This is a genomic window from Streptomyces sp. R35, from assembly GCF_041053035.1.
Taxonomy (GTDB): Bacteria; Actinomycetota; Actinomycetes; order Streptomycetales; family Streptomycetaceae; genus Streptomyces; species Streptomyces lutosisoli.
In genome coordinates this window covers 3,616,121-3,635,123 of the sequence record NZ_CP163440.1, presented here as the reverse complement: position 1 = coordinate 3,635,123, position 19,003 = coordinate 3,616,121, and the positions used below count along the sequence as shown (strand labels likewise).

14 protein-coding genes are annotated in these 19,003 nt (G+C 67.2%); 10 read left to right on the top strand and 4 right to left on the bottom strand.

Features of this window, described 5'->3' with window-relative positions; all coding sequences use genetic code 11:
- Positions 1-10: 10 nt before the first annotated feature.
- From AB5J50_RS16715 to AB5J50_RS16685, 7 genes are all read left to right on the top strand, one after another.
- A complete protein-coding gene (locus tag AB5J50_RS16715; RefSeq protein ID WP_369258851.1) occupies positions 11-637 on the top strand; it encodes a hypothetical protein in 627 nt (208 codons plus the stop codon).
- Between the two features lie 30 nt (positions 638-667).
- Positions 668-1,003 (top strand): hypothetical protein, encoded by a 336-nt coding sequence (locus AB5J50_RS16710; protein ID WP_369258849.1) that lies wholly within the window; start codon positions 668-670, stop codon positions 1,001-1,003.
- Between the two features lie 85 nt (positions 1,004-1,088).
- Positions 1,089-2,123: an N-6 DNA methylase gene (locus AB5J50_RS16705; protein WP_369258847.1), complete on the top strand. Its 1,035-nt coding sequence runs from the start codon at positions 1,089-1,091 to the stop codon at positions 2,121-2,123.
- Entirely contained in the window at positions 2,120-2,662 is a 543-nt protein-coding gene (locus tag AB5J50_RS16700) for a hypothetical protein (protein ID WP_369258845.1), read from the top strand. The genes AB5J50_RS16705 and AB5J50_RS16700 overlap by 4 nt, the downstream gene beginning before the upstream one ends.
- Complete coding sequence (locus tag AB5J50_RS16695; protein ID WP_369258843.1) at positions 2,659-3,765, top strand: DUF4192 domain-containing protein; 1,107 nt, start codon at positions 2,659-2,661, stop codon at positions 3,763-3,765. The genes AB5J50_RS16700 and AB5J50_RS16695 overlap by 4 nt, the downstream gene beginning before the upstream one ends.
- A gap of 411 nt (positions 3,766-4,176) precedes the next feature.
- Positions 4,177-4,527, top strand: a complete 351-nt coding sequence (locus AB5J50_RS16690; RefSeq protein WP_369258841.1) for a CU044_2847 family protein — start codon at positions 4,177-4,179, stop codon at positions 4,525-4,527.
- 39 nt (positions 4,528-4,566) lie between these two features.
- On the top strand, positions 4,567-8,682 hold the full coding sequence (locus AB5J50_RS16685) for a trypsin-like peptidase domain-containing protein (RefSeq protein ID WP_369258839.1): 4,116 nt from the start codon (positions 4,567-4,569) through the stop codon (positions 8,680-8,682).
- Between the two features lie 175 nt (positions 8,683-8,857).
- Here the strand turns inward: AB5J50_RS16685 and AB5J50_RS16680 are convergent, their stop codons facing one another.
- A complete protein-coding gene (locus tag AB5J50_RS16680) occupies positions 8,858-8,980 on the bottom strand; it encodes a hypothetical protein (protein WP_369258837.1) in 123 nt (40 codons plus the stop codon).
- 194 nt (positions 8,981-9,174) lie between these two features.
- Here AB5J50_RS16680 and AB5J50_RS16675 point away from each other — a divergent pair, with 194 nt between their 5' ends.
- Positions 9,175-12,915: a hypothetical protein gene (locus AB5J50_RS16675; protein WP_369258835.1), complete on the top strand. Its 3,741-nt coding sequence runs from the start codon at positions 9,175-9,177 to the stop codon at positions 12,913-12,915.
- An 89-nt stretch (positions 12,916-13,004) separates the two neighbouring features.
- Here AB5J50_RS16675 and AB5J50_RS16670 read toward each other — a convergent pair whose 3' ends face one another.
- Entirely contained in the window at positions 13,005-14,303 is a 1,299-nt protein-coding gene (locus AB5J50_RS16670; RefSeq protein WP_369258833.1) for a helix-turn-helix domain-containing protein, read from the bottom strand.
- Between the two features lie 411 nt (positions 14,304-14,714).
- Between AB5J50_RS16670 and AB5J50_RS16665 the strand changes: the two genes are divergently transcribed.
- A complete protein-coding gene (locus AB5J50_RS16665; protein ID WP_369258831.1) occupies positions 14,715-15,116 on the top strand; it encodes a HEAT repeat domain-containing protein in 402 nt (133 codons plus the stop codon).
- An 85-nt stretch (positions 15,117-15,201) separates the two neighbouring features.
- Here the strand turns inward: AB5J50_RS16665 and AB5J50_RS16660 are convergent, their stop codons facing one another.
- Positions 15,202-15,465, bottom strand: coding sequence for a hypothetical protein (locus AB5J50_RS16660; protein WP_369258829.1), 264 nt, complete (start codon positions 15,463-15,465; stop codon positions 15,202-15,204).
- A gap of 529 nt (positions 15,466-15,994) precedes the next feature.
- Here AB5J50_RS16660 and AB5J50_RS16655 point away from each other — a divergent pair.
- Complete coding sequence (locus tag AB5J50_RS16655) at positions 15,995-17,785, top strand: tetratricopeptide repeat protein (protein WP_369258827.1); 1,791 nt, start codon at positions 15,995-15,997, stop codon at positions 17,783-17,785.
- Between the two features lie 979 nt (positions 17,786-18,764).
- On the opposite strand, the gene AB5J50_RS16650 is transcribed toward AB5J50_RS16655, so the two are convergent.
- On the bottom strand, positions 18,765-18,992 hold the full coding sequence (locus AB5J50_RS16650) for a hypothetical protein (RefSeq protein WP_369258825.1): 228 nt from the start codon (positions 18,990-18,992) through the stop codon (positions 18,765-18,767).
- Between the last annotated feature and the right edge of the window lie 11 nt (positions 18,993-19,003).

Here is a 19,003-nt window from a genome sequence, read left to right as displayed (position 1 = left end):
GAGACCCCCCATGACCTACACCCGAGGGATCCAGACCCTCGCCCAACACATCGGCACAGAACCCGAATACGTCGCCCGCGCCCTGCGCACGGCATCCCGCACCCACGCGGTCATACGCGCCAACCAATTCCAGGACCTGACCGACGAGCAGCTCCGGCGCCTCATGGGCGGCGACCGCCACGTGGTCGCCGTCGTCGCCAACCTCGCCCTGCGCTACGCCGGACGCATCGAAGACGCCCTGCTCCTCATGGACATCTACCACGCCAGCCAGGGCACCAAGCCGCCCCGACAGGCCATCCGCAAGGGCGTCGGGACCCTCCCCGAGCACCACGAACACGCCCACATCCAGCAGGCCATCCGCGTCCTCGACGCCGCCGGCCTGCCGCCCATTGTCACCGACGGCATCCACGAACTGCGCCCCGGCTTCCAGGTCCTGCCCTCCTGCGACGAGCTGCCCGGCTGGGTCTTCATCGCACCCGACCCCGACTGCGAGGCCCGCACCGGCTTCGCCGGCGGCAGCCTCGGCTACCTCGCCGTCATGCGCTGGGCCGGATGGGGCGTCATCACCGAACCCATGCCCGCCGGGCTGTGGGCCGTCGTCCACCCCGACCACCGGAGCAACCCCTTCCCCTCCTGACCGCCTACGTCGCCCACCCGCACTAGGCGGGTGGGCGACGCCCTCCAGAAAGGCCCCAGCACCGTGAAGCTCCCGGTCGACGACGAAACCCTCAACGCCTGGTCCTCTCTCCTCAACCTCACCGAAGAACAGGCCGCCGACGTCCTCAAGGAGATCGAGAAGACCCTGCGCACCGGCTACGCCCACCGCCCCGCCTGCCTGCGCCATCGCAGCTTCGAGGAACTCACCGCCGACATGGGCGTCGACGAACTGGCCCTGATGTTCCTGGCCACCGGCCTGCGCCACACCGGTCACCCCGAGGCGGCCGCCGCCGTCGAGATACGCGGCCTCGCAGCCCAGCTCCAGGCCCAACACAAGGCCGACTGAACCCCGGCATCGCATCCCCCTCACGCCGCCCCGGCCGCGCCCCGCGCACCGGGGCGGCCCCATGCGCGCACCCCAAGGAGCCCCCGTGCCCGACGACGACATATTCCTGCTGCGGGCGGCAGCACCTGCCGCGGCCCGCCCCGCACCGAGCTGGGCAAAGAAGGCCCCTCCGAAATCCAAGGCAGCCGTACGCCCCGCGAAGACCACCTGGCGCAAGATCCTCGCGCCGCGCGATCCGCACGAGCACGCTCGCAAGATCGCCGAGAACGTCATCGACGCCTGGTATCAGAGCCACGGCGGCAGCAGCATCGACGTCCCCCTCTGCACCGTCGCCGCGCTAGCACTCCTGCGCCAGCCCGAGGAGACCGGCAACGGACTGGCCGACTGGATCATGGCGCGCGAGCCGCACGAACTGCCCCAGCTCTTCAAGGAGATCTACCTCGGCTACTGGCTCAAGCGCCCCGACCTGATCGACCGCGCCGTACGCCTGCACGACTGGGCCTGGAACCCCGACCCCGACCCCCACCAGCTCCAAGCCGTGCAGGCCGTCACCCACCGGGCCCTCAACCAGGGCCTGTTGGACCTCACCGGTCACGACGACCCGTACATGCGCGCCGAGACCGACGTCCTCAGCCCGCTGCTGACCGGCCTGCGCCACAAGAGCGACAAGAAGTGGCGCGGCGAGTACCACACGCCGCCCGGCGTCACTGACCTGCTGGCCAACATGCTCGTCGACAAGGACTTCGCCCAACCAGACCTGGCTATCCGTGAACCTACCGTCGGCTCCGGCACCATGCTCCGCTCCGTCGCCCAACGACTGCGCGACATCGGCCTCAACCCACACGACTACCACTGGTACGGCAACGACATCGACGCCCTCGCCGCAGCATGCGCCGCCGTCAACGCGATCATCTGGGACCTCCGCCCCAACTGCTTCATCGGCTGCGCCGACAGCCTCGCCCTCGAGGACGGCGGCCACGCCAAGACCCTCGCCGAAGCCAAGGACTCCTTCGAGCAACGCGACCGCTACGTCGACACCGCAAACACCATCGTCGCCTCCCGCCGCGCCTTCCGTCTCGTGGCCGACCTCATCTCCGGGAAGGGGGCGACCTCCGCATGAGCGACGAGAACGACCTCGCACGACCACGTGCCACCCCCGCCCCACGCAGGCGCCTCCCCGCATTCGCCCAGCCTCCACCCACCGGCCTCGCCCACCCGCTCAACCAACTCGCGCCCGACCTCGAACCGCCCTGGACCAAGGAGGACACCGACACACCCGACCGCACCGCCAGCTACACCCACCCCGAAGGCCACCGCATCGGCCTGCGCCTCCAAGGAGGCGACCTGATCATCCAGACCTGGATCGCCGCAGGCCCCCACCTGCCAACCGTCCCCGACGGTACGGCGGCAGAACAGGCCGAGGCCCAGGCCGCCAACGACGCACGCCTTCAGCCCGGCCGCACCTGGCACCGCACCATCCCCATCCGGCACACCGACGACATCGCTGCAGCCATCGATGCCGTCCTGCGCGACGGGCTCATCCGCTCCCTCACCACCAAGCCCAAACGCATCCGCGCAACCACGTACGGGCCCGCCCCAGAAACCAGCAACCGGCCCCAGCAAGCCCACGCCACCCAGAAGGAAGGCACCCCGAAGTGAAAACGCCAGACCCTCGCATCAAGGTCGACGGCCCCGCCGACTTCGCCCAGCTCCTGCCCTTCCTCGTCGGCCACCAGCCCGAGGACTGCATCGCCCTCCACGGCCGCATCGCCACCCAGTCCGGCACCGGGCCGACCATGACCCTCTCGCTCCCCGACGACCCCGCCACCTGGCAGGCAACCGCCGCAGCCTTCGCGGCCAAGTTCATCCACATCACACACGAGCACGGAGCCCACGACATCTTGGACATCGTTGTCTTCCTCTGCCGCACCCCACGCCTCGGCCAGAGCGCCGAGGAGACCGCCGAGACCCTGCGCCCCCTGGCCGACTACTTCGTCGACGCCTTCACCAACCTCGGCCGAGCCCCCGTCACGTCGACCGTCGCCCTCGTGGACAACCGCTGGTGGGCATACGAGTGCCACCTCCCCGGATGCTGCGAGGGTGACCCGCTCCCCGACCCTGACGACCCCACCAGCGTCGCTGCACAACTCGCCCGCCACGGCTGGATTCCCGGCCGCCGCACCAGCGAGATCACCCAAGAGTTCCAGCCCACAGAACCGGAGGACGCCGCAGACCTGCGCCGCACCCTCGACAACGAAGGCGCAGCCTGGGCCCAGTACTGCGCTAACCCCTCCGCCGGCGACACGTACCTGCAAGCCACCCACGCGCTCCTGGAGACCGCGATACGCGACTTCCGCGTCGGCGCCACCGAACTCGCCCACGACATCACCGCCCGACTCATCTTCGGCCTCAACGACGAATGGGCCCGAGACCACGGCCTCGAAAATATCGAGGACGACGACCTACCCCACGCCCGCCGCCTGTGGGCCTTCCTCGCCCGCCGCGCCATCCCCCCGCACGAGGGCGCAGTCGTCGCCGCCCTCACCCTCCTCGCCGCCGTCGTCTGGCGGCAGGACGACATCCCGACCGCCCGCTACGCCCTCAAACGCGCCCTGACCCTCGACCCCGACGATGACTTCGCTGAAGCCCTCCACGAAGCCATCAACTACGGAGTCGATTCCACGGCCCTCCTCCCCATTGCCCGCAAGGCGAAGGCCGAGCGATTGGACCGGTCGCAGATGAACGGCCCTCTCACGAACTGAGGGAAGCAGCGGCGGCCCTGGACTCCAATCGCGGCCACCGCTTTCCAGCGCCGCGGGTTCTGTCGGCATGCCCCTCTCGCCCCTACGACGATGACTCGTGCGTCGGCGGACGCGCGATGGTTCGCTGGTAGTTACAGGGGCGTGCTACCAGGTCGACGCGGACGTCGAAGTATCCGGCTCCCGATAGCCACCACGCACGAGCCATCAGCGACCAACGGCCTCCGGTAAATCACCCTCACCTACTGTGGGCTAGGTCAAACAGAGCTTCGCGTGAAGCATGCCCTCCGCGAGACCACTCGACGTTCTCATGCACACGGCTTATTCCGGGCTGCCACATGTGTCCCGTCGGGTAAAGCTGGTCGAGACGAGGGAGCAAGCCTGTCCACGTTCGTCAACGTCGAAGGAAGCGGTATGGCAACCCTGGCTCGAATACGGCTGGAAAACGGGGGCTGCATTCTGCTCGAGGAGTCGGCGTCTGCGGTGGAGGGGCCGGTGAAGGCCGGTCGCATTGGCGATGCCGTCCATGAGCTGCCGCGGACCTTGCAAGGGGCTCTGGAGCCGATCACGGAGGCGGCTCGTGCCACGCTCGACCAGCTGCGCAAGGCTCGCCCGGAAGAGATCTCGGTCGAGTTCGGTGTCGACCTCGCGGCCGAGGCTGGCGCGGTGATCACCAGGAGTCAGGCCAGCTGCCATCTGCGGGTGACCTTGGCGTGGAAGAAGAACGACACCGGTCATCCTCACGCAGAAGAAAATCCGGTCTGAGTCGTGAACAGCCCCGGTAAGCAGCCAGGCGGGGGCGCGGTGACGGAGCTGCCCGCTGCTGTCGCTCAAATCCTTGCATCGGACGGGAGCGTGGCCGGGGCGGGTTTCCTGGTCGCCAAGGGCCTCCTGGTCACCTGTGCTCACGTCGTGCAGGCGGCGATCGGTGGCCCGGGGCAGACGGTGCAGCTTGCCTTCCCTCATCTGCAGGGCGAGCACCAGGCCGAGGGACACGTCCTGAATGAACGCTGGAGTGGTCCTGAGCATGACGACCTTGCTGTTATCCGTCTGAGTAGCACGTCGTCTGGCATGAGGCCGTTGCCGCTGGGTTCCGCAGCCGGTTCCCGCGGCCACCGTGTGCGTTCCTTCGGCTTCCCCGCCCAGGCACCGCCGCAGGGACACTTCGGCTTCGCGGTGGCCGGTGATCTACTGCCGGGCGTCGCGGGCGCGGGGGCACATCTGCAGCTGACCGCTGCTAATGACCTCACTACGGGCTTTAGCGGCGCACCGGTCGTTGACGAGGTGACCGGCCTGGTCATTGGCATGCTCACCGAGATTACGGCCCCCGACGCATACGAACGGGGACAGGGCATCGCCTACGTCACTCCGACCGAGGTGCTCCGTGGAACGCTGCCGGAACTTGCGGTGCAGAATGTGTGCCCCTACCGGGGGCTGGAGCCGTTCACGGCCGATCAGGCTCGATGGTTCGAAGGCCGCAAGGACGCAGTCCGGCAGGTCGTTGCGAATTTGGCTCGGCAGCGGCGTCTCACGTTGCTGCTCGGTCCCTCCGGCTCGGGAAAGTCGTCCTTGATCCAAGCGGGAGTCGTGGGTGCCGTGGCGGCGGGTGAGTTGCCCGGCAGTGATCGGTGGCTGCCAGTCCTGGTTCGGCCGCGACGGGACCTGCTGACGGAAATCGAGCGTGCCGGAATACCTGGGGTCACCACTCACGGGATTGCCGCAGCGGTGAGCCGCAAACTCGCAGCAGAACCCACTTATGAGCGCGTCCTGTTGATCATCGACCAGTTCGAAGAACTCATGGCTGAGATTGGGCAGCAGGATCCTCTGGCCGCCGCGGAGGAGATCACCACTGCGGTCGACTCGCTGGCTGAACTCAGCATGATCCTCGTCATGCGGGACGACTTCTACCCGCAGTTGGCTTCCCTCACCCCCAAGCTATTGGAAGCCGCTATGCCCGGCCTTCTCAATGTGCCGGCCACCCTCAGCCAGCAGGACTTGCACGACATCGTCACCCTGCCAGCCCGGGATGTGGGACTGCACTTTCAACCAGGGCTGCCGGAACAGATCGTCAACGACGTCATGGCGACCAGCCCCGAGACAGCAGTAGGATGCCAGGCGTCCGTCACCGTGCTGCCCCTGCTGGAACTGGCACTCAGTCAGTTGTGGGTTAGGCGCCGCGACGGATACCTCACCCATGAGGCCTACCGACGCATCGGAGCGGTCAGCGGGAGCCTCGCCACTTGGTGTGACACCGCCCTCAGTGGGTTGACCCCAGAGCAACTGCCCATCGCGCGGAGGATCCTGACCTCTCTGGTACATCCTGCTGACCCTGCCCGCAACGTACCCGCCGTACGGGCGCAGATCCCTCTTGATGAACTGCGCGACCTGGCTGCCGATCCTGATAATGCGAGCAGCGGAAGCACGGTAAACGACGTCATCGTTGGCCTTGCTCACCAACGCATCATCACCACTCAAACGCTGCATGCCCCGGAACGCCCCGACGCCCCTAGTGGCCAACCAGTGGCCGAACTGATCCATGACGCCCTCATTCGTGACTGGGGCACACTGCGCGAGTGGGTAAGCCAAGACCGCAGATTCCAAGGATGGCTCAACCGCACCCGCGATCGGTACGCTCGCTGGGCAGCAACGTCGGACCCAGGAGACCTACTTGGCGGTACGGCACTCGCAGAAGGCCTCGAGTGGTCACGCAGGCGCCCCCTGCCGGGCGAACTCACGGCCTTCCTCACTGCCAGCAAGCAGCGCCAACAGGCGGCCATCCGGAGTAGCAGGCGAATCAACATCATCCTCGCTACTTTGCTGGCTATTGCACTCGTCGCGGCAGCGGGGGCATTGTGGCAATGGCGTACAGCCGAAGCCGCACGACGAGCAGGTTTTTCCCGGCAACTCGCTGCGGAATCAAACACACTCATCGACAAGAATCCCGATCTGGCATCGCTACTGGCCATTTATGCGTACCGCGCAAGCCATACCCCCGAAGCCGTTGCGAGCCTGCAGGACGCCGCCGGGCTCCCCCTGAGCCGGCGTCTGGTCGGCCACAGGGCTGAGGTGTTCTCAGTGGCCTACAGCCCGGACGGTCACACCCTGGCCACCGCCAGCACGGACCGCACCGTACGGCTTTGGGATGTGGCCGCCGGGAAGACCCGGGCAATCCTCACTGGACACAAAGATGCCGTTTGGTCGGTAGCCTTCAGTCCCGACGGCCGCACCCTTGCCACTGGCAGCACCGACCATACGGTCCGGCTGTGGGATGCAGCGACTGGCGGAACCCGTAGCATCCTCACCGGTCACACAGATTGGGTGAGCTGGGTCGCTTTCAGCCCTGATGGGCGAACTCTGGCCACGGCGAGCAAGGACCATAAGGTCCGGCTGTGGGATGTAATGACCGGCAGGACCCGTAGCATCCTCATCGGTCACGCCGATTGGGTGTACTCGGTGGCTTTCAGCCCTGATGGGCGAACCCTGGCCACCGCGAGTAAGGACCACACGGCCCGGTTGTGGGACGTGGCCACCGGTAAGACTCGAACCGTACTCACAGGCCACACAGATGCTGTCTGGGCCGTAAAGTTCAGCCCGGACGGACGCACCCTTGCCACCGGCAGCTCTGATCGGACAGTCCGATTGTGGGATGTGGCCACTGGTAAGGGCCGTAAGACGCTGGTAGGCCACACCGATCAGGCGTGGGCGGTCGCTTTCAGCCCTGACGGCCGCACCCTTGCCACCGGCAGCGCCGACCAAACCGCTAGGTTGTGGGATGTGGCCACCGGCGACGTTCGAGCCACCTTCACCGGTCACACCGGCGCAGTTGAGGCGGTGGCGTTCAGCCCTGACGGGGCCACCCTTGCCACCGGCAGTGATGACCACACCGCGCGGCTGTGGAATGCAACCACCGGTAAGACCGGCGCCACGCTCACAGGCCACACCGGGCCAGTCGGCTCAGTGGCGTTCAGCCCTGACGGGGACACCCTTGCCACCGGCAGCGACGACCACACCGCCCGACTGTGGAACCCGAAGACGGGGAAGACGCGATCCGTCCTCACCGGCCACACGGATGCTGTGTGGGCCGTGAGGTTCAGCCCAGATGGACACACGCTCGCCACCGCCAGCTCTGACAAGACCGTACGCTTGTGGGACCCGGTCACTGGGAAGACTCGCCTCACGCTAACGGGCCACACAGCTGCAGTGACTTCGGTGGCGTTTAGTCCCAACGGACGCACCCTCGCCACGTGCGCTAACGACGAGACAGTACGACTGTGGGACCTCTCATCCGGACATATCCGCACCACACTCATCGTCAGTCATGGGGCGGGCTTCTCGGCGAGTTCCGTCGCTTTCAGCCCTGACGGTCGCATCCTCGCCATCGGCAGCTCCGATAACACCGTGCGGTTGTGGGACGCGGCTACCGGGAAGACCAGATCAACGCTTACGGGTCACACGGACGCTGTGACATCGGTGGCGTTTAGCTCCGACGGGCACACCCTTGCCTCCGGCAGCTCTGACAAGACCGTGCGGTTGTGGGACGCGGCTACCGGGAAGACCAGATCAACGCTTACGGGTCACACGGACGCTGTGACATCCGTGGCGTTTAGCCCAGATGGACGCACCCTCGCCACCGGCAGTAAAGACCGCACTGCACGGCTGTGGGACATGACCACAAGCAGGGCGCTCACCACCTTCGCTGGCCATACGGACTCGGTCTGGGCAGTCGCGTTCAGCCCCGACAGGCGCATCCTCGCCACCGGCAGCTCAGACCAGACTGCACGGCTGTGGGACTCAGTCCTACCTGAGCCCGACGCCGCAATCCGATCCATCTGCCAAAACGTAAACCGGGATCTCACTGCGGACGAACGAACGGCATTTCTGCCGGAACAATCAGCTGGCCGGGCATGTTCGGCAGGCTGATCGGCACCCATTTTCCAGTGGTTATCTGGGAGGCTTCGCGCTCCACGCCCTCTGACCGCCCTCGCGGCCCCGGCCAGCAGGCCACCGGGGCCGCCCCGCAGGGAAGCGAACCATGCCCACACGAACGAACCGCGCGGCGCCATCGCGCGGCCCAGGCGCCCCTCCTGCTGAACGGCTACTGGTTCTGGATCCACCACACAATGCCCGCCACGAGTGCTGAGCCCAGTGCCCAGCATGCGCCACGGACCAGACTGAAAAGCGCGGCACGGCCCAGCTTGCGGGCTACGGGCGTGGTCATGTTCATGCGTTCCTCTCCTCGGTTCCGCCGGCCGGTGGGCCGGACAGGGATGACCCTGCCGCGTGAGGGTGGTGGATGTCCCAAAGGGCGGGCAGGGCGGGCGAAGTGCCTCTACGCTCCTGGTCATTGCCGTGCCCGCTGTGCCCTGAGGCGGGCAGACGGGCGGCGGCGGGCGCTATGGGAAGGCGGCGTAGGTGGGGGAGTCATCCAAGGCTCGTGAGCTTTACGACGCGCTGCGGGCTCTGGAGGCCAAAGCCAAAGCCGCCCGCCGTCAGGCAGGGCAGGAGCATTCGCGTCGTGCTGTCGCCCGTGCGGTCGGCGGCCGTGATTCGAAGGTCGACCGGCGCCTGGCGGAGTGGCTGAACCCCGACTGGAACAGAGCCAAGACTCCGGATCTGAGCAGCAGTGAGCAACTGATCGCCGTGGTCCAGCAGTGGAGCACCTGGGCGAATGTGCTGTGTGACACGCGTTGGTGGCGCACCCTGTTGGATGACGCCCAGCCACTCCGTTCGTCTCTCGCGCCTGCGAAGCCGTCACCGCGGGGAGACGAGAGCCACGCCGCTTGGATCGAGCAGTACATCCTTCCCGTGCAGCTACTGGATAGGGATGCCGAGCTACGGGAACTGAGCGCGTTCTGTACCGCAGCGGATTCCCCTGACACATCCGCCTACGGGTGGTGGCAGGCGCCTGCGTGGGCGGGCAAATCCGCCCTGCTCTCCGACTTCGTTCTCCGGCACCGGCCGGACGGCGTGGAGATCGTGTCCTGCTTCGTCACCGATCGCCTGGGCCGCAACGACCGGCAGGGATTCCTCCAGACGGTGATGCGGCAACTGGCGGCGGTCGCCCAGCGGGACGCCGTAACCGTGGGAAGCAGTCCCGAGGACTTCCCCGACCTCTGCCGAGCCGCAGCGGAGGCATGCCAGGGCCGGGGTCAGCGCCTGGTGCTGATCGTGGACGGCCTCGATGAAGACCAGGGACCCGCAACCGACGGGCTGAGCATCGCCGCCCTGCTGCCGAAGGTCCTGCCAGGCGGGATGCGGGTGCTAGTCACCGGCCGGCCGAGCCCGCCCGTTCCGGACGACGTTCCCCCTGACCATCCCCTGCGCACCCGGGGCATCGTCCGCACGCTTGATCCCTGGTCTCACGCTCCGGGCATCAGCGCCTTCGCCCGGCATGAGCTGCATCGGCTCTTGGACGATGAGGAGGTCGGAGTCCCCCTCCTCGGCTTGCTGGTCGCGGCCCGCGGCAGTCTCACGGCCGCCGACCTGGCCGATCTTGTCGGCGTTCGCCCCTACCGGGTGGACAGGCTCCTGCGGGGGATCACCGGCCGCAGTTTCATCCCCGGCAGCCACGGCCAGGTCCTCGTGTCCGACTCTCCGACCGTCTCGCACGCCCATGCGCTGGGCCACGAGGAGCTTCGTCGGGAGGCCCTGGCTGCCTTGGGCGACGTGACCGGGTTCGAGAGGCAGCTGCACGAGTGGGCGGATGGCTTTCGCGCCCGGGACTGGCCGTCCGATACTCCGTCCTACCTGCTCTACGACTACCCGCGCATGCTGCACAGCGTCGGTGACATCCAGCGGCTGACCGAGATCGCCCTCGACCCGCATCATCAACGTGCCCTGTTGGAGCGCGCCTCACTGGATACGGCGTTCTCCCACATCGAGCTGACCGCCCAGACGGTCCGAGGCCATCGTCCCGACGACTTGGTGGCGTTGACGGTGCTGGCGGCCTCCTCGGCCATGCTCGCCGAGCGGGCCAGGGCTCTGCCAGCAGATGTCCCGGTGGCGTTCGCCAGGCTGGGACACGCTCGGCGCGCCATGGATCTTGCGCTCGTCGCACCCTTTCCGGCAGAAAAGGCTGTCCGGCTGGCGAAGCTGGCCCATGTGCTGGTCGGAATCGACGACCGGCACGCCGTTGAGGCGGCGTCGGAGGCCGCACGATGGGCTGAGCGGGCTCGCCGGGAAAGTGCTCCGCCAAGCGGGGATGAGCAGGAGGCGGAGGAGGCCACCGGGGAGGCCGCCGTAGCACTCATGGCCGTCGGCGAGCTGCGACAGGGACGCGAACTGCTTGGCAAGCTCGGGGCGTCGGCAGCAGCCGGCGACGAAGCCGGGGCCACTGTGGGGGCCCGGGCCGCCCTCGCAGCCCAGTCTCACGACCCCGCTTTGGCTCAGGAGTTGCTGGAGCAGGCCGAGCGGTATGCCGAGGAGCTGGCCGACGGCTCTCCCGCCGATCCGAGCGCGCCCGTGTCGGCATGGGCCGCCGTCGCCGCGGCCGCCGAAGGTGAACAAGCCGACCGGATGTACGAACGGATCAGCCAGTACACCCAGGCGTTCCCCGCACGTCTCACCGCCTGCGCCGTCGACGCTTCCGCAGCCTCGGCCCTGGCCACCGCCCGCCCGCAACAGGCGAACACCCTGGCTGACCGGGCGGCACAACGCCTGGAGGCTGCGCTGGGAGACCCCGATGCCCTGTCGGCCGACGACGGACCCGATCTGACCATGCTCCTCAGCCCCATGCTGACCGCCGTCGTACGGGCCCTGGTGGACACCGGCTCGGTGGACCGCGCACACAGTCTCGTAGCTTGCGTGCCGGAGGAGAGGCACATCGGGCTAATGGGTATGGACACGCTCGCCGGGGCCCGGGCCACGCTCGCCGATGGCCTCGACGACCCGGGCGAGGAACCATCGGCACAAACGCTGGCTCAGCAGGCATACCGACTCGCGGAGCGTAACGAGCCCGACGAGGCGAGTCGGCTGCTGTCCCAGGCGCTGGAAGCACTCGGATCTCCCCAAGATCGAGGCACCCGGCGCAACCAGCCACGGGAGACCTGGCTCATCTCATTGTGCGCCGCACTTTCGGCCATCGGCCGGCAGCGTGACGGCGCGCAGTTGGCACGGAGTCTGCGGAACCCTGTCGAGCAAGTGCAGGCGCTCGCTGCGGCAGCCGCCACAGCCTCACCGGCCGGGCATCGCGAGGATGCTCGACGACTGGCGTGCGAGGCTGCCGACCATACCCGGACGCTGGAAGGCGCCGACAACTTCTCCTTCTTCGACGGCGCTCCGGGCCGGGAGGTGGCCGACGCAAAGGGCGCCGCTGCTCAGGCCCTGGCCTACGTCGGCGAACGTGACCGTGCCCTGGCCCTCGCCGAGGAGACCGGCCCGGCGGATCACGACAGAAGGCAGCGCGCGCTGGTGGCCGTCGCGGCCGGGCTGCGGTCCTACGACCCGGCCACCGCCGTGGACCTCATCGACCGTCAACGAGAACGTCTTCTGACCGCAGACTCATCACCGCGTGGTTGGAGCGGACGTATGGCCGAGCTCGGTGAGCTCTTCGCCGCCATCGCTGATGCTGACGCCAACTGCGCTGGCCGCCTTCACCAAGCCGCCGAACACGTGGCGCTAAAGCTCAAGGAATCCGAAACCTGGCTGGATACGGAGGACCTCCTCACGGTGCTCCTCCTGCATGCCCGGGAAGAACGCGACATCGCCCGCAACACGCTGACGTCGTGGGAGGAGAAGTCGACCGGCAACGCCCCATGGGGGCTGCCGACCGGGGCCATCGCCATCGCCCACGCGGCACTCGACAACCTCGATGCCGCACGCCATCGCGCAAGCCGACACAACGTCCCCTACGACCGTGCCGAGGCATTCGCGGCCGTGGCCGGCTATCTCACCCGGACACCGTCAGGCATCCGCGCCGTCTCGGCATCCACCAGCACAGCCTTCACCGATACGTTTCGAACACTCGCCATTGCCCAGATCCCGCCCGACATAACGGAAACGGCGCAGGAGGCCCGACAGTTCACGGCAAGCGCGCTCGCTGGCGACGGCTGGTACCACGCCTTGCCCGTACTGGCCCGCATCGCCCCAGCCGCTGTAGAACGCGTGAGGGACATAGTCTTCGCTCACCGCCGCCTTCCGCAGCAGCGCGACTGACCACGTGCGCTACTTCGTGAAGGTCCCTTGAAACCGGAACCCCACGCTCTCCGTGGACCTGGCGGTCACTCCCGTGCGTGCCGATGGCCTCACGTCGGCATGATTTCGAGTCCGAACTGGTGCAACAATCCTTCTGCGAGCTCGGTGGCACCGGCGGTGAGGGCTTGATCGTCGGCGAAGGGCGCCAGGTCGCTGTGGGCGGGCTGCACGGCGGAGGGCTGCCGTGCCCATTCGGCTACCTCGGGGCGACTGTGGCCGAGGACGACTGGAGTGAAGCGGAAGAGTCCAGTGCGCTGCGTCCCGAGAACGGCCCGAAGCTCGATGGGAGCGTCCATGCGCAGCGCCAGTCGGAGCTCGTGGACGAGTGCGACCGTCTCGAAGACAGCACTGGTGAGTACCGGCGTGGCCACTGGCAGTACGACTTCCGACTGCGGCGCCGGCAGGGCGTTGTGGGAGAGATCGACGGCAGTGACGACGGTACCGTCGTGATGGAGCTCCACCAGCACGCCGCGTCGGCGCGTAGCGCGGGATGGGACGAGCATGTTGGTGTCGACCCAGCGGCGCAGGCCCCTGCGCGGATTGTTGTCGAGGAGATCATGGAAGAGCTGGGGGACCCGTAGCCGGGGCATCGGTACGGCGTCAGCGAGTAGGGCCTCTGCGCGCTGCCCGCTCTGGTACATGACATGCTGCGCCTCCGAGCGGGACAGCGGTGGCACCATCCTGGGGATGGGACGTGTGGGCCGTGCGGCGACGACCAGCCATGCCGCAGGGGCTTCCGACTCTCCCAGGACGAGGTCCGTGACGTGCTGGACGTGCTGGTTCAAAGCGGCTTCGGCGGCCGCCTGGCGGGCGAAGCGTTCCCGGAACGCAAGCGCGATCTGGTGCTCGGCCATGTAGTCGGTGTCGTCACGGTGCCGGAAGGGGGCGTTGAAGGTGGTCTTGTCCTTGTCCTTCTGCTGCCATCCGTAGAGGAAGTGCGGCGCCATCTCACTGGCCGGGACGTCGACGACGAGGATGTCCTTGCCGGTGCCGTCGGTAGCCGGGAGCTTGAGGTAGCTCACTCCGCTCACTGTGGGTTGCAGATGGACGCGCAGCCACTGGCCCAGCTGCTTGTCGTTGACCTCGTCCAGGTCGATGCCGACCATCGCGATGTCGTCGCTGACGCCGTAGACGAGCAGGCCGCCGCGTGTGTTGGCCATAGCGGCGACGTCCTTGGCGAACTCGTTCCACTCGCCCTTGACTGGCGAGGTGGCTGGTAGGGCCTCCTTCCAGTCCAGGTCGTCGCTCTCGCCGAGCTTGCGCTGAACGGATTCGGCGACCATCTCGTATGTCACCGGTCCCGGCGGGTGGCCGAGGAATTCGTGCAGCCGGGTCCACGATCGTGCCATCCACGCAGCCTAGTTCCCGAACGGGCGAGCATGCTTGGGGTTTTGACAACGGATGAACCGGGCTACAGGGAGCTCTGCCGCCTGGCGCAGTAGCTCACCTGGTTGGGCACGTCGTACGCGTTGGGGAAGCAGCCATGCGTTGGTACGACTTCAGCGCCAGCAGCTGCGCGAGCTGGTGCTCGTTGAAGTCTGCGGCCTCCTCCGCTCATGCACGTTCCTCCTCTAACGACGTGAAGAACACATGCAACTCGCGCGCGGTGATAAGCCGCTTGAACCGCGGATACGCGGTCCGCTCGATCGAAGTCATCCCCACCCCACCGTGCGCCCCTCCGGTCCTTACGGACTACAACCATTGAGGTATGGCTTGAGGTCTTCAGGCTCGAACGCCAGCCCAGACGGCATAGTCGGTAGTTGTGTCAGCGGGTCCGGCGTCTCTACGTACTCGCGTGCCCACCGCAACCAGATACGAGCCGATTCGACGTCGGTATTTGTTCCCGTCGGTACGTCGAGCCTGCGTTCCAGGGCATCGAACCGGAAACCAAGGTCCGCGAGTCCGCCCTGAACTCGATCAGCGAGGACTTCAACCACCACCGCCTGCCCCTGGACCTCGGCGAACCGCTGGCGACCGCCATGCCGACGATGGAACACGAGCTCCTCGAATACGCCCTCTACGTCCTCGGCGCCACCCACGACCGGCGGGCCCGGCCGCTGATCGAGCCGTTCCTCCACCACCCCGACCCACGGGTGCGCGAAGACGCCCGGCTCGCAGCAGCCGAGATCACCGCGTCGGAAGGCCCCACCCAAAACTCTTGACTATTGCTCCTACCGGCGCACGCTGGTCGGAGAACACCCTCTCGAGGGTGCAGAAGCGCCTACTCGCTGCCTGAAGACGCCCGCCCTAGTCGTCGTTCGGCAGGTACCACCCGTGCTCGCGATGCCTGGGCTCTGGTGGGTTCGGGTTCTCGCGGGCATAGGCCTCGTTTGCACGGCGCGTCATCTCTTCGTCGTAGCGGTGCAGCTCGTCGTAGAGTTTCGACGCCTCGTTGTCATCCCCGCTAGATACGTAACGCTGTCGCAGCGCCTCGCGCTCCTCTTCGAGTTCCGCGTCGGACAGCGGGCGGAGGCTACCGAGGCCACGCGCGATGGAGTCGAAGATGCCCATGCGTTGATGTTGTCACACTGGGGGCTACCGCCGCGTCGTTGTCCGCCAATACCGCCTCGAAGGTGCGCGAAAACGCCCGGCTTACGGCCGCCGAGATCACCGCGCCGGAAGGCCTCATCCACAACTCTTGACTATTGCTCTCTGTTGCCTGCGACGCCTGGCTTACCACCAGCCACGTGCCCGGCCCAGCGCGGCCGCAGCGGCCGTTCCACCGACTGCCCACCGGCCTGCATAGCCACGGCGCTGCATTGCAAGACGCACCGCCAGGCCGCGGGCCAGCACAAGGGTCGCGATGCGCAACGTGGCGCCCCACCCTTGGGTTGCTGCGCGTTCGTTCTCAGTCTCGCCCCGTATCTCGCCTCCGCTGGGCATCTGGCCCCCCGACGGGCCTGGCGGACGCTCCCGTATGTCATCCATGCCCTCAGCGTCGCGTTTGGGGCGCCTATGAAAATAGTGGCTCCTTTATGAAACCCTTAATGGCAGAGCATCCGGGCAGGATGCGCGGTGCTGAGTCGGCAGGGGTGCGGCAGTGTCCGGAGAGATTCGGCCCTTCAGCCAGGACGTGTGGTTCAAAGAAGGTGGGTTTCTCGACGCCCTGTTGCTGGTGCGGGAGGTCATGCGAGCACGCGCCCAAGGTGATGCGGCACAAGAGCGCCGGGCACTGCGTGACGTCGCCGCGCATGCAGCGTTCGCCGGCGCCGGGCCTGCTGCCGAGGCGGTCGCCCGCGGGAAGTGGATCACTGAGCGCGTGCTGTCCGCGGTGGGTCGACTGCGCGATGGCCTGCCTGCACTGGCCACCGAGCCTGAGGGTGAATCGGCCGACAAGGTAGTCGTCCTGTGGGAACGCGCACTCTCAGAGGGAGGGTCGCCCGGCGAGCTGGTGGCGTGTTTCCCACGGATGTTCCCCGTCCGGGACAGCGGATCGCGGCGCTACGACCGTGGCAAGACCGCTGCCGCGATGCGAGTGCGCGGGACGATGTGGCTGCGAGGCAATCGTGAGCTGAAGCGTGCCTGGCCAGGCATCGAGCGCCTCTACTACGAGGTCATGAACGCCGTGCGGATCCTGGTCGCCAGCCAGACCCCGCTCGCAGAGCCGGCTTTCGCCTACGAGTGGGACCGCCTGTCCAGCCGCCCGTCTGAGGAGCGCCAGCTGCTGACAGTGCTCGGCTTCCTGGCGCCGCGCCCCCTACCGTTGGTCCTCCTGGTTACCGGTTGGGAGGGTCTGCCCTCACCGTTGCGCCGGGCGGTACGCGACCCCGCCGCCGTACGGCAAGCGGTCGATGACCTGGCCGTACGGGGCCTAGTGGTCGCTGACGTGGACGGCGTGACCTGCGCAGAAGCCGTCCAAGACGCCGTGCGTCGCACGCTCGACGACAGGTCCGCGCGGTCCGCAGTGGCCTTCACACTGCGTTTTCTGCGTGCGGCACTGCCACCCGACACGCACTTCCACGGTTCCTGGGCCCTGTGGCAGGAGGGACTGGCCCATCTGGAGGCAGCGATCGCGCACGCGGACGTGCTCGGCGTGCGACTGGAGGATGCCGCGTACCTACTGGACCGGGCCTCCGTCTACCGAAGAGAGGCAGAGTCCGACGCATCGACGGCCATCGAGACCTCTCAGCGGGCGCTCGCCTTGGCCGATCGAGCCGGCAGGCCCGATCCCATCGAGTACGCCATCTATTTGGGCAACCAAGCAATGGCCTTGCGTGCTGACCGCCAGTTTGGCCAGGCAGTCGCCGTGATGGGGCAATCGCTTGAGGTCACTCGCGCCAGCGTCGGCACCGACCATGAGGAATACGCGGGCAGCTTGAACATCCTGGGCAGCATGCTGGAGTCCTGGAAACGCTACGAGGAAGCTGAGGCCGCTCACCGCGAGGCACTGTCCATCATGCGTGGCCTGGCGTCCCGCAGCTCCGACTCGGCTGTGGTCCAAACGTTGGTGGAGGTGCTCAACGACTACGCGGCTTGCCTACTACGGGAGGACAATCCGGCCCGGCCGCCCGACGCCGACCAGCGTGCCGCCGACCTGCTGCAGGAGGCCTCCGCCCTGACACGCCCTGGCGAGCACGGCTGGCGGCAGATCACCGCCAACACCGGCCATGCCCTGGCCCGCGCCGGGCGACTGCAGCAGGCCGAGTCCCGGTTTCGGGAGGTTGTACGGTACTGCGAGGAACACCATGGCGATCCCTCGTACGAGCTCTACGCGGCGCTGCGAGACCTGGCTGATGTTCTCCATGAACGTGGCGACCCCGAGGCCGCGCAGGTGTATCTGCGGGCGCACGAAGTCGACGACGCGGTAGGCCCGCACACCCCACCACCTTGACCGACCCATACGCAGCCCCGGTGAGCAGCGCACTGGGACGCAGGAGTGCGAGGCGGCAGCCATCGCCCTCGGACGCGAGATCACGAAGCCAGGCTGGAGTTTCGGTCGCTGCAGTAAGGCGGATAGGCTGTGATCGCCGGTTGACCTGCGAGGAAGTTGTCAGGCTCCACCCTCGGGCGAAGAGGGCGGAGCCCTTTTTCATCGGTAAGGCACTCCGCTGCTCGCCCGTTCGGAACCTAGGCCGTTGCCTGCACCTTTGCCCTCGGTGAGGTCCGCGTGGCTATCGCAGAATGGCCCGTGGTCGAGTCGTAGTGGACGCGCAGTGGACGGAAGGATCTGGAAGGACCAGGAAGGCCATGGACAGGTCCGACGGGATGCGTCCCGCTGACCTGCGGAAATGGGAAGATGTGGGCAAGGCTCGGCCGTGATCGGAAGATCAGAAAAGGACTCATAATCCGTCGGCCGTGGGTTCGAGTCCCACCCGCCCCACCTGCGCAGGTCTCTGACCTGCGGAAACGTTTGTTTTTGGGTGTCGGAGTGTCAACTTTGCCTGAACGGACTGAATCCGCTGCTTGTGGGTTTGGGGCCGGGGTGGTCTGCGTCGACTGACACCCGTCTGACCTGCACGAATGGGAGCAGGTGCGTAGCTGGCGAGCCCCGTCTGGTCCGCTGTGCTGCGACAGAGTCATGATTTGAGGCCATCCTGAGGCCGCCGGTATCGGGAAAGTGTCCAGGAGGGTCTGCGCTCCGACCAGTCGTCTGCGTGTGTCTCCGGGTTCGATGTGGCGATCGTCTGGATCTGTGACCTCGCGAGTATCGCGTCTGACGATCACCGTAGGCAGCAAGGAACTGCCCCAAGAGGAAACGGCCCCGGGGGGACTCGCCCCCTCGTGTAGTGCCTCACGGTCCTGATGGGGCAGGTAGTCGGGCGGGGACCGGGATCCCTACCGCTTCAGAGTGGTGCCGGCGATGGAACGGCCTACGGCACTCCTTTCGCCACGGTAGTGAGGGCGGGTTCGATGCCCGGCGGCGCGCGGTCGAGATGCTGCCAGAGAAGGCGGCGAACGCCGTGATCGTGCTGGAAATCCTGACCAAGATGATCCTGTCCTCCCTCGCCAAGAAGATCGCCGAGGGTGGACAGGATGCTTTGCTGGCCGAACACGCCAACCTCGACGATCTGCTGATCGTTCAGCGGCTGCTCGGACACGCCAGCTCCAC

Bases quoted from the DNA above. Each gene is read 5' to 3' on its own strand.
- AB5J50_RS16670 (WP_369258833.1), bottom strand. From the start codon at position 14,303: ATGGCACGATCGTGGACCCGGCTGCACGAATTCCTCGGCCACCCGCCG.
- AB5J50_RS16660 (WP_369258829.1), bottom strand. From the start codon at position 15,465: ATGGGCATCTTCGACTCCATCGCGCGTGGCCTCGGTAGCCTCCGCCCG.
- AB5J50_RS16680 (WP_369258837.1), bottom strand. From the start codon at position 8,980: ATGACCACGCCCGTAGCCCGCAAGCTGGGCCGTGCCGCGCTTTTCAGT.
- AB5J50_RS16690 (WP_369258841.1), top strand. From the start codon at position 4,177: ATGGCAACCCTGGCTCGAATACGGCTGGAAAACGGGGGCTGCATTCTG.
- AB5J50_RS16700 (WP_369258845.1), top strand. From the start codon at position 2,120: ATGAGCGACGAGAACGACCTCGCACGACCACGTGCCACCCCCGCCCCA.
- AB5J50_RS16715 (WP_369258851.1), top strand. From the start codon at position 11: ATGACCTACACCCGAGGGATCCAGACCCTCGCCCAACACATCGGCACA.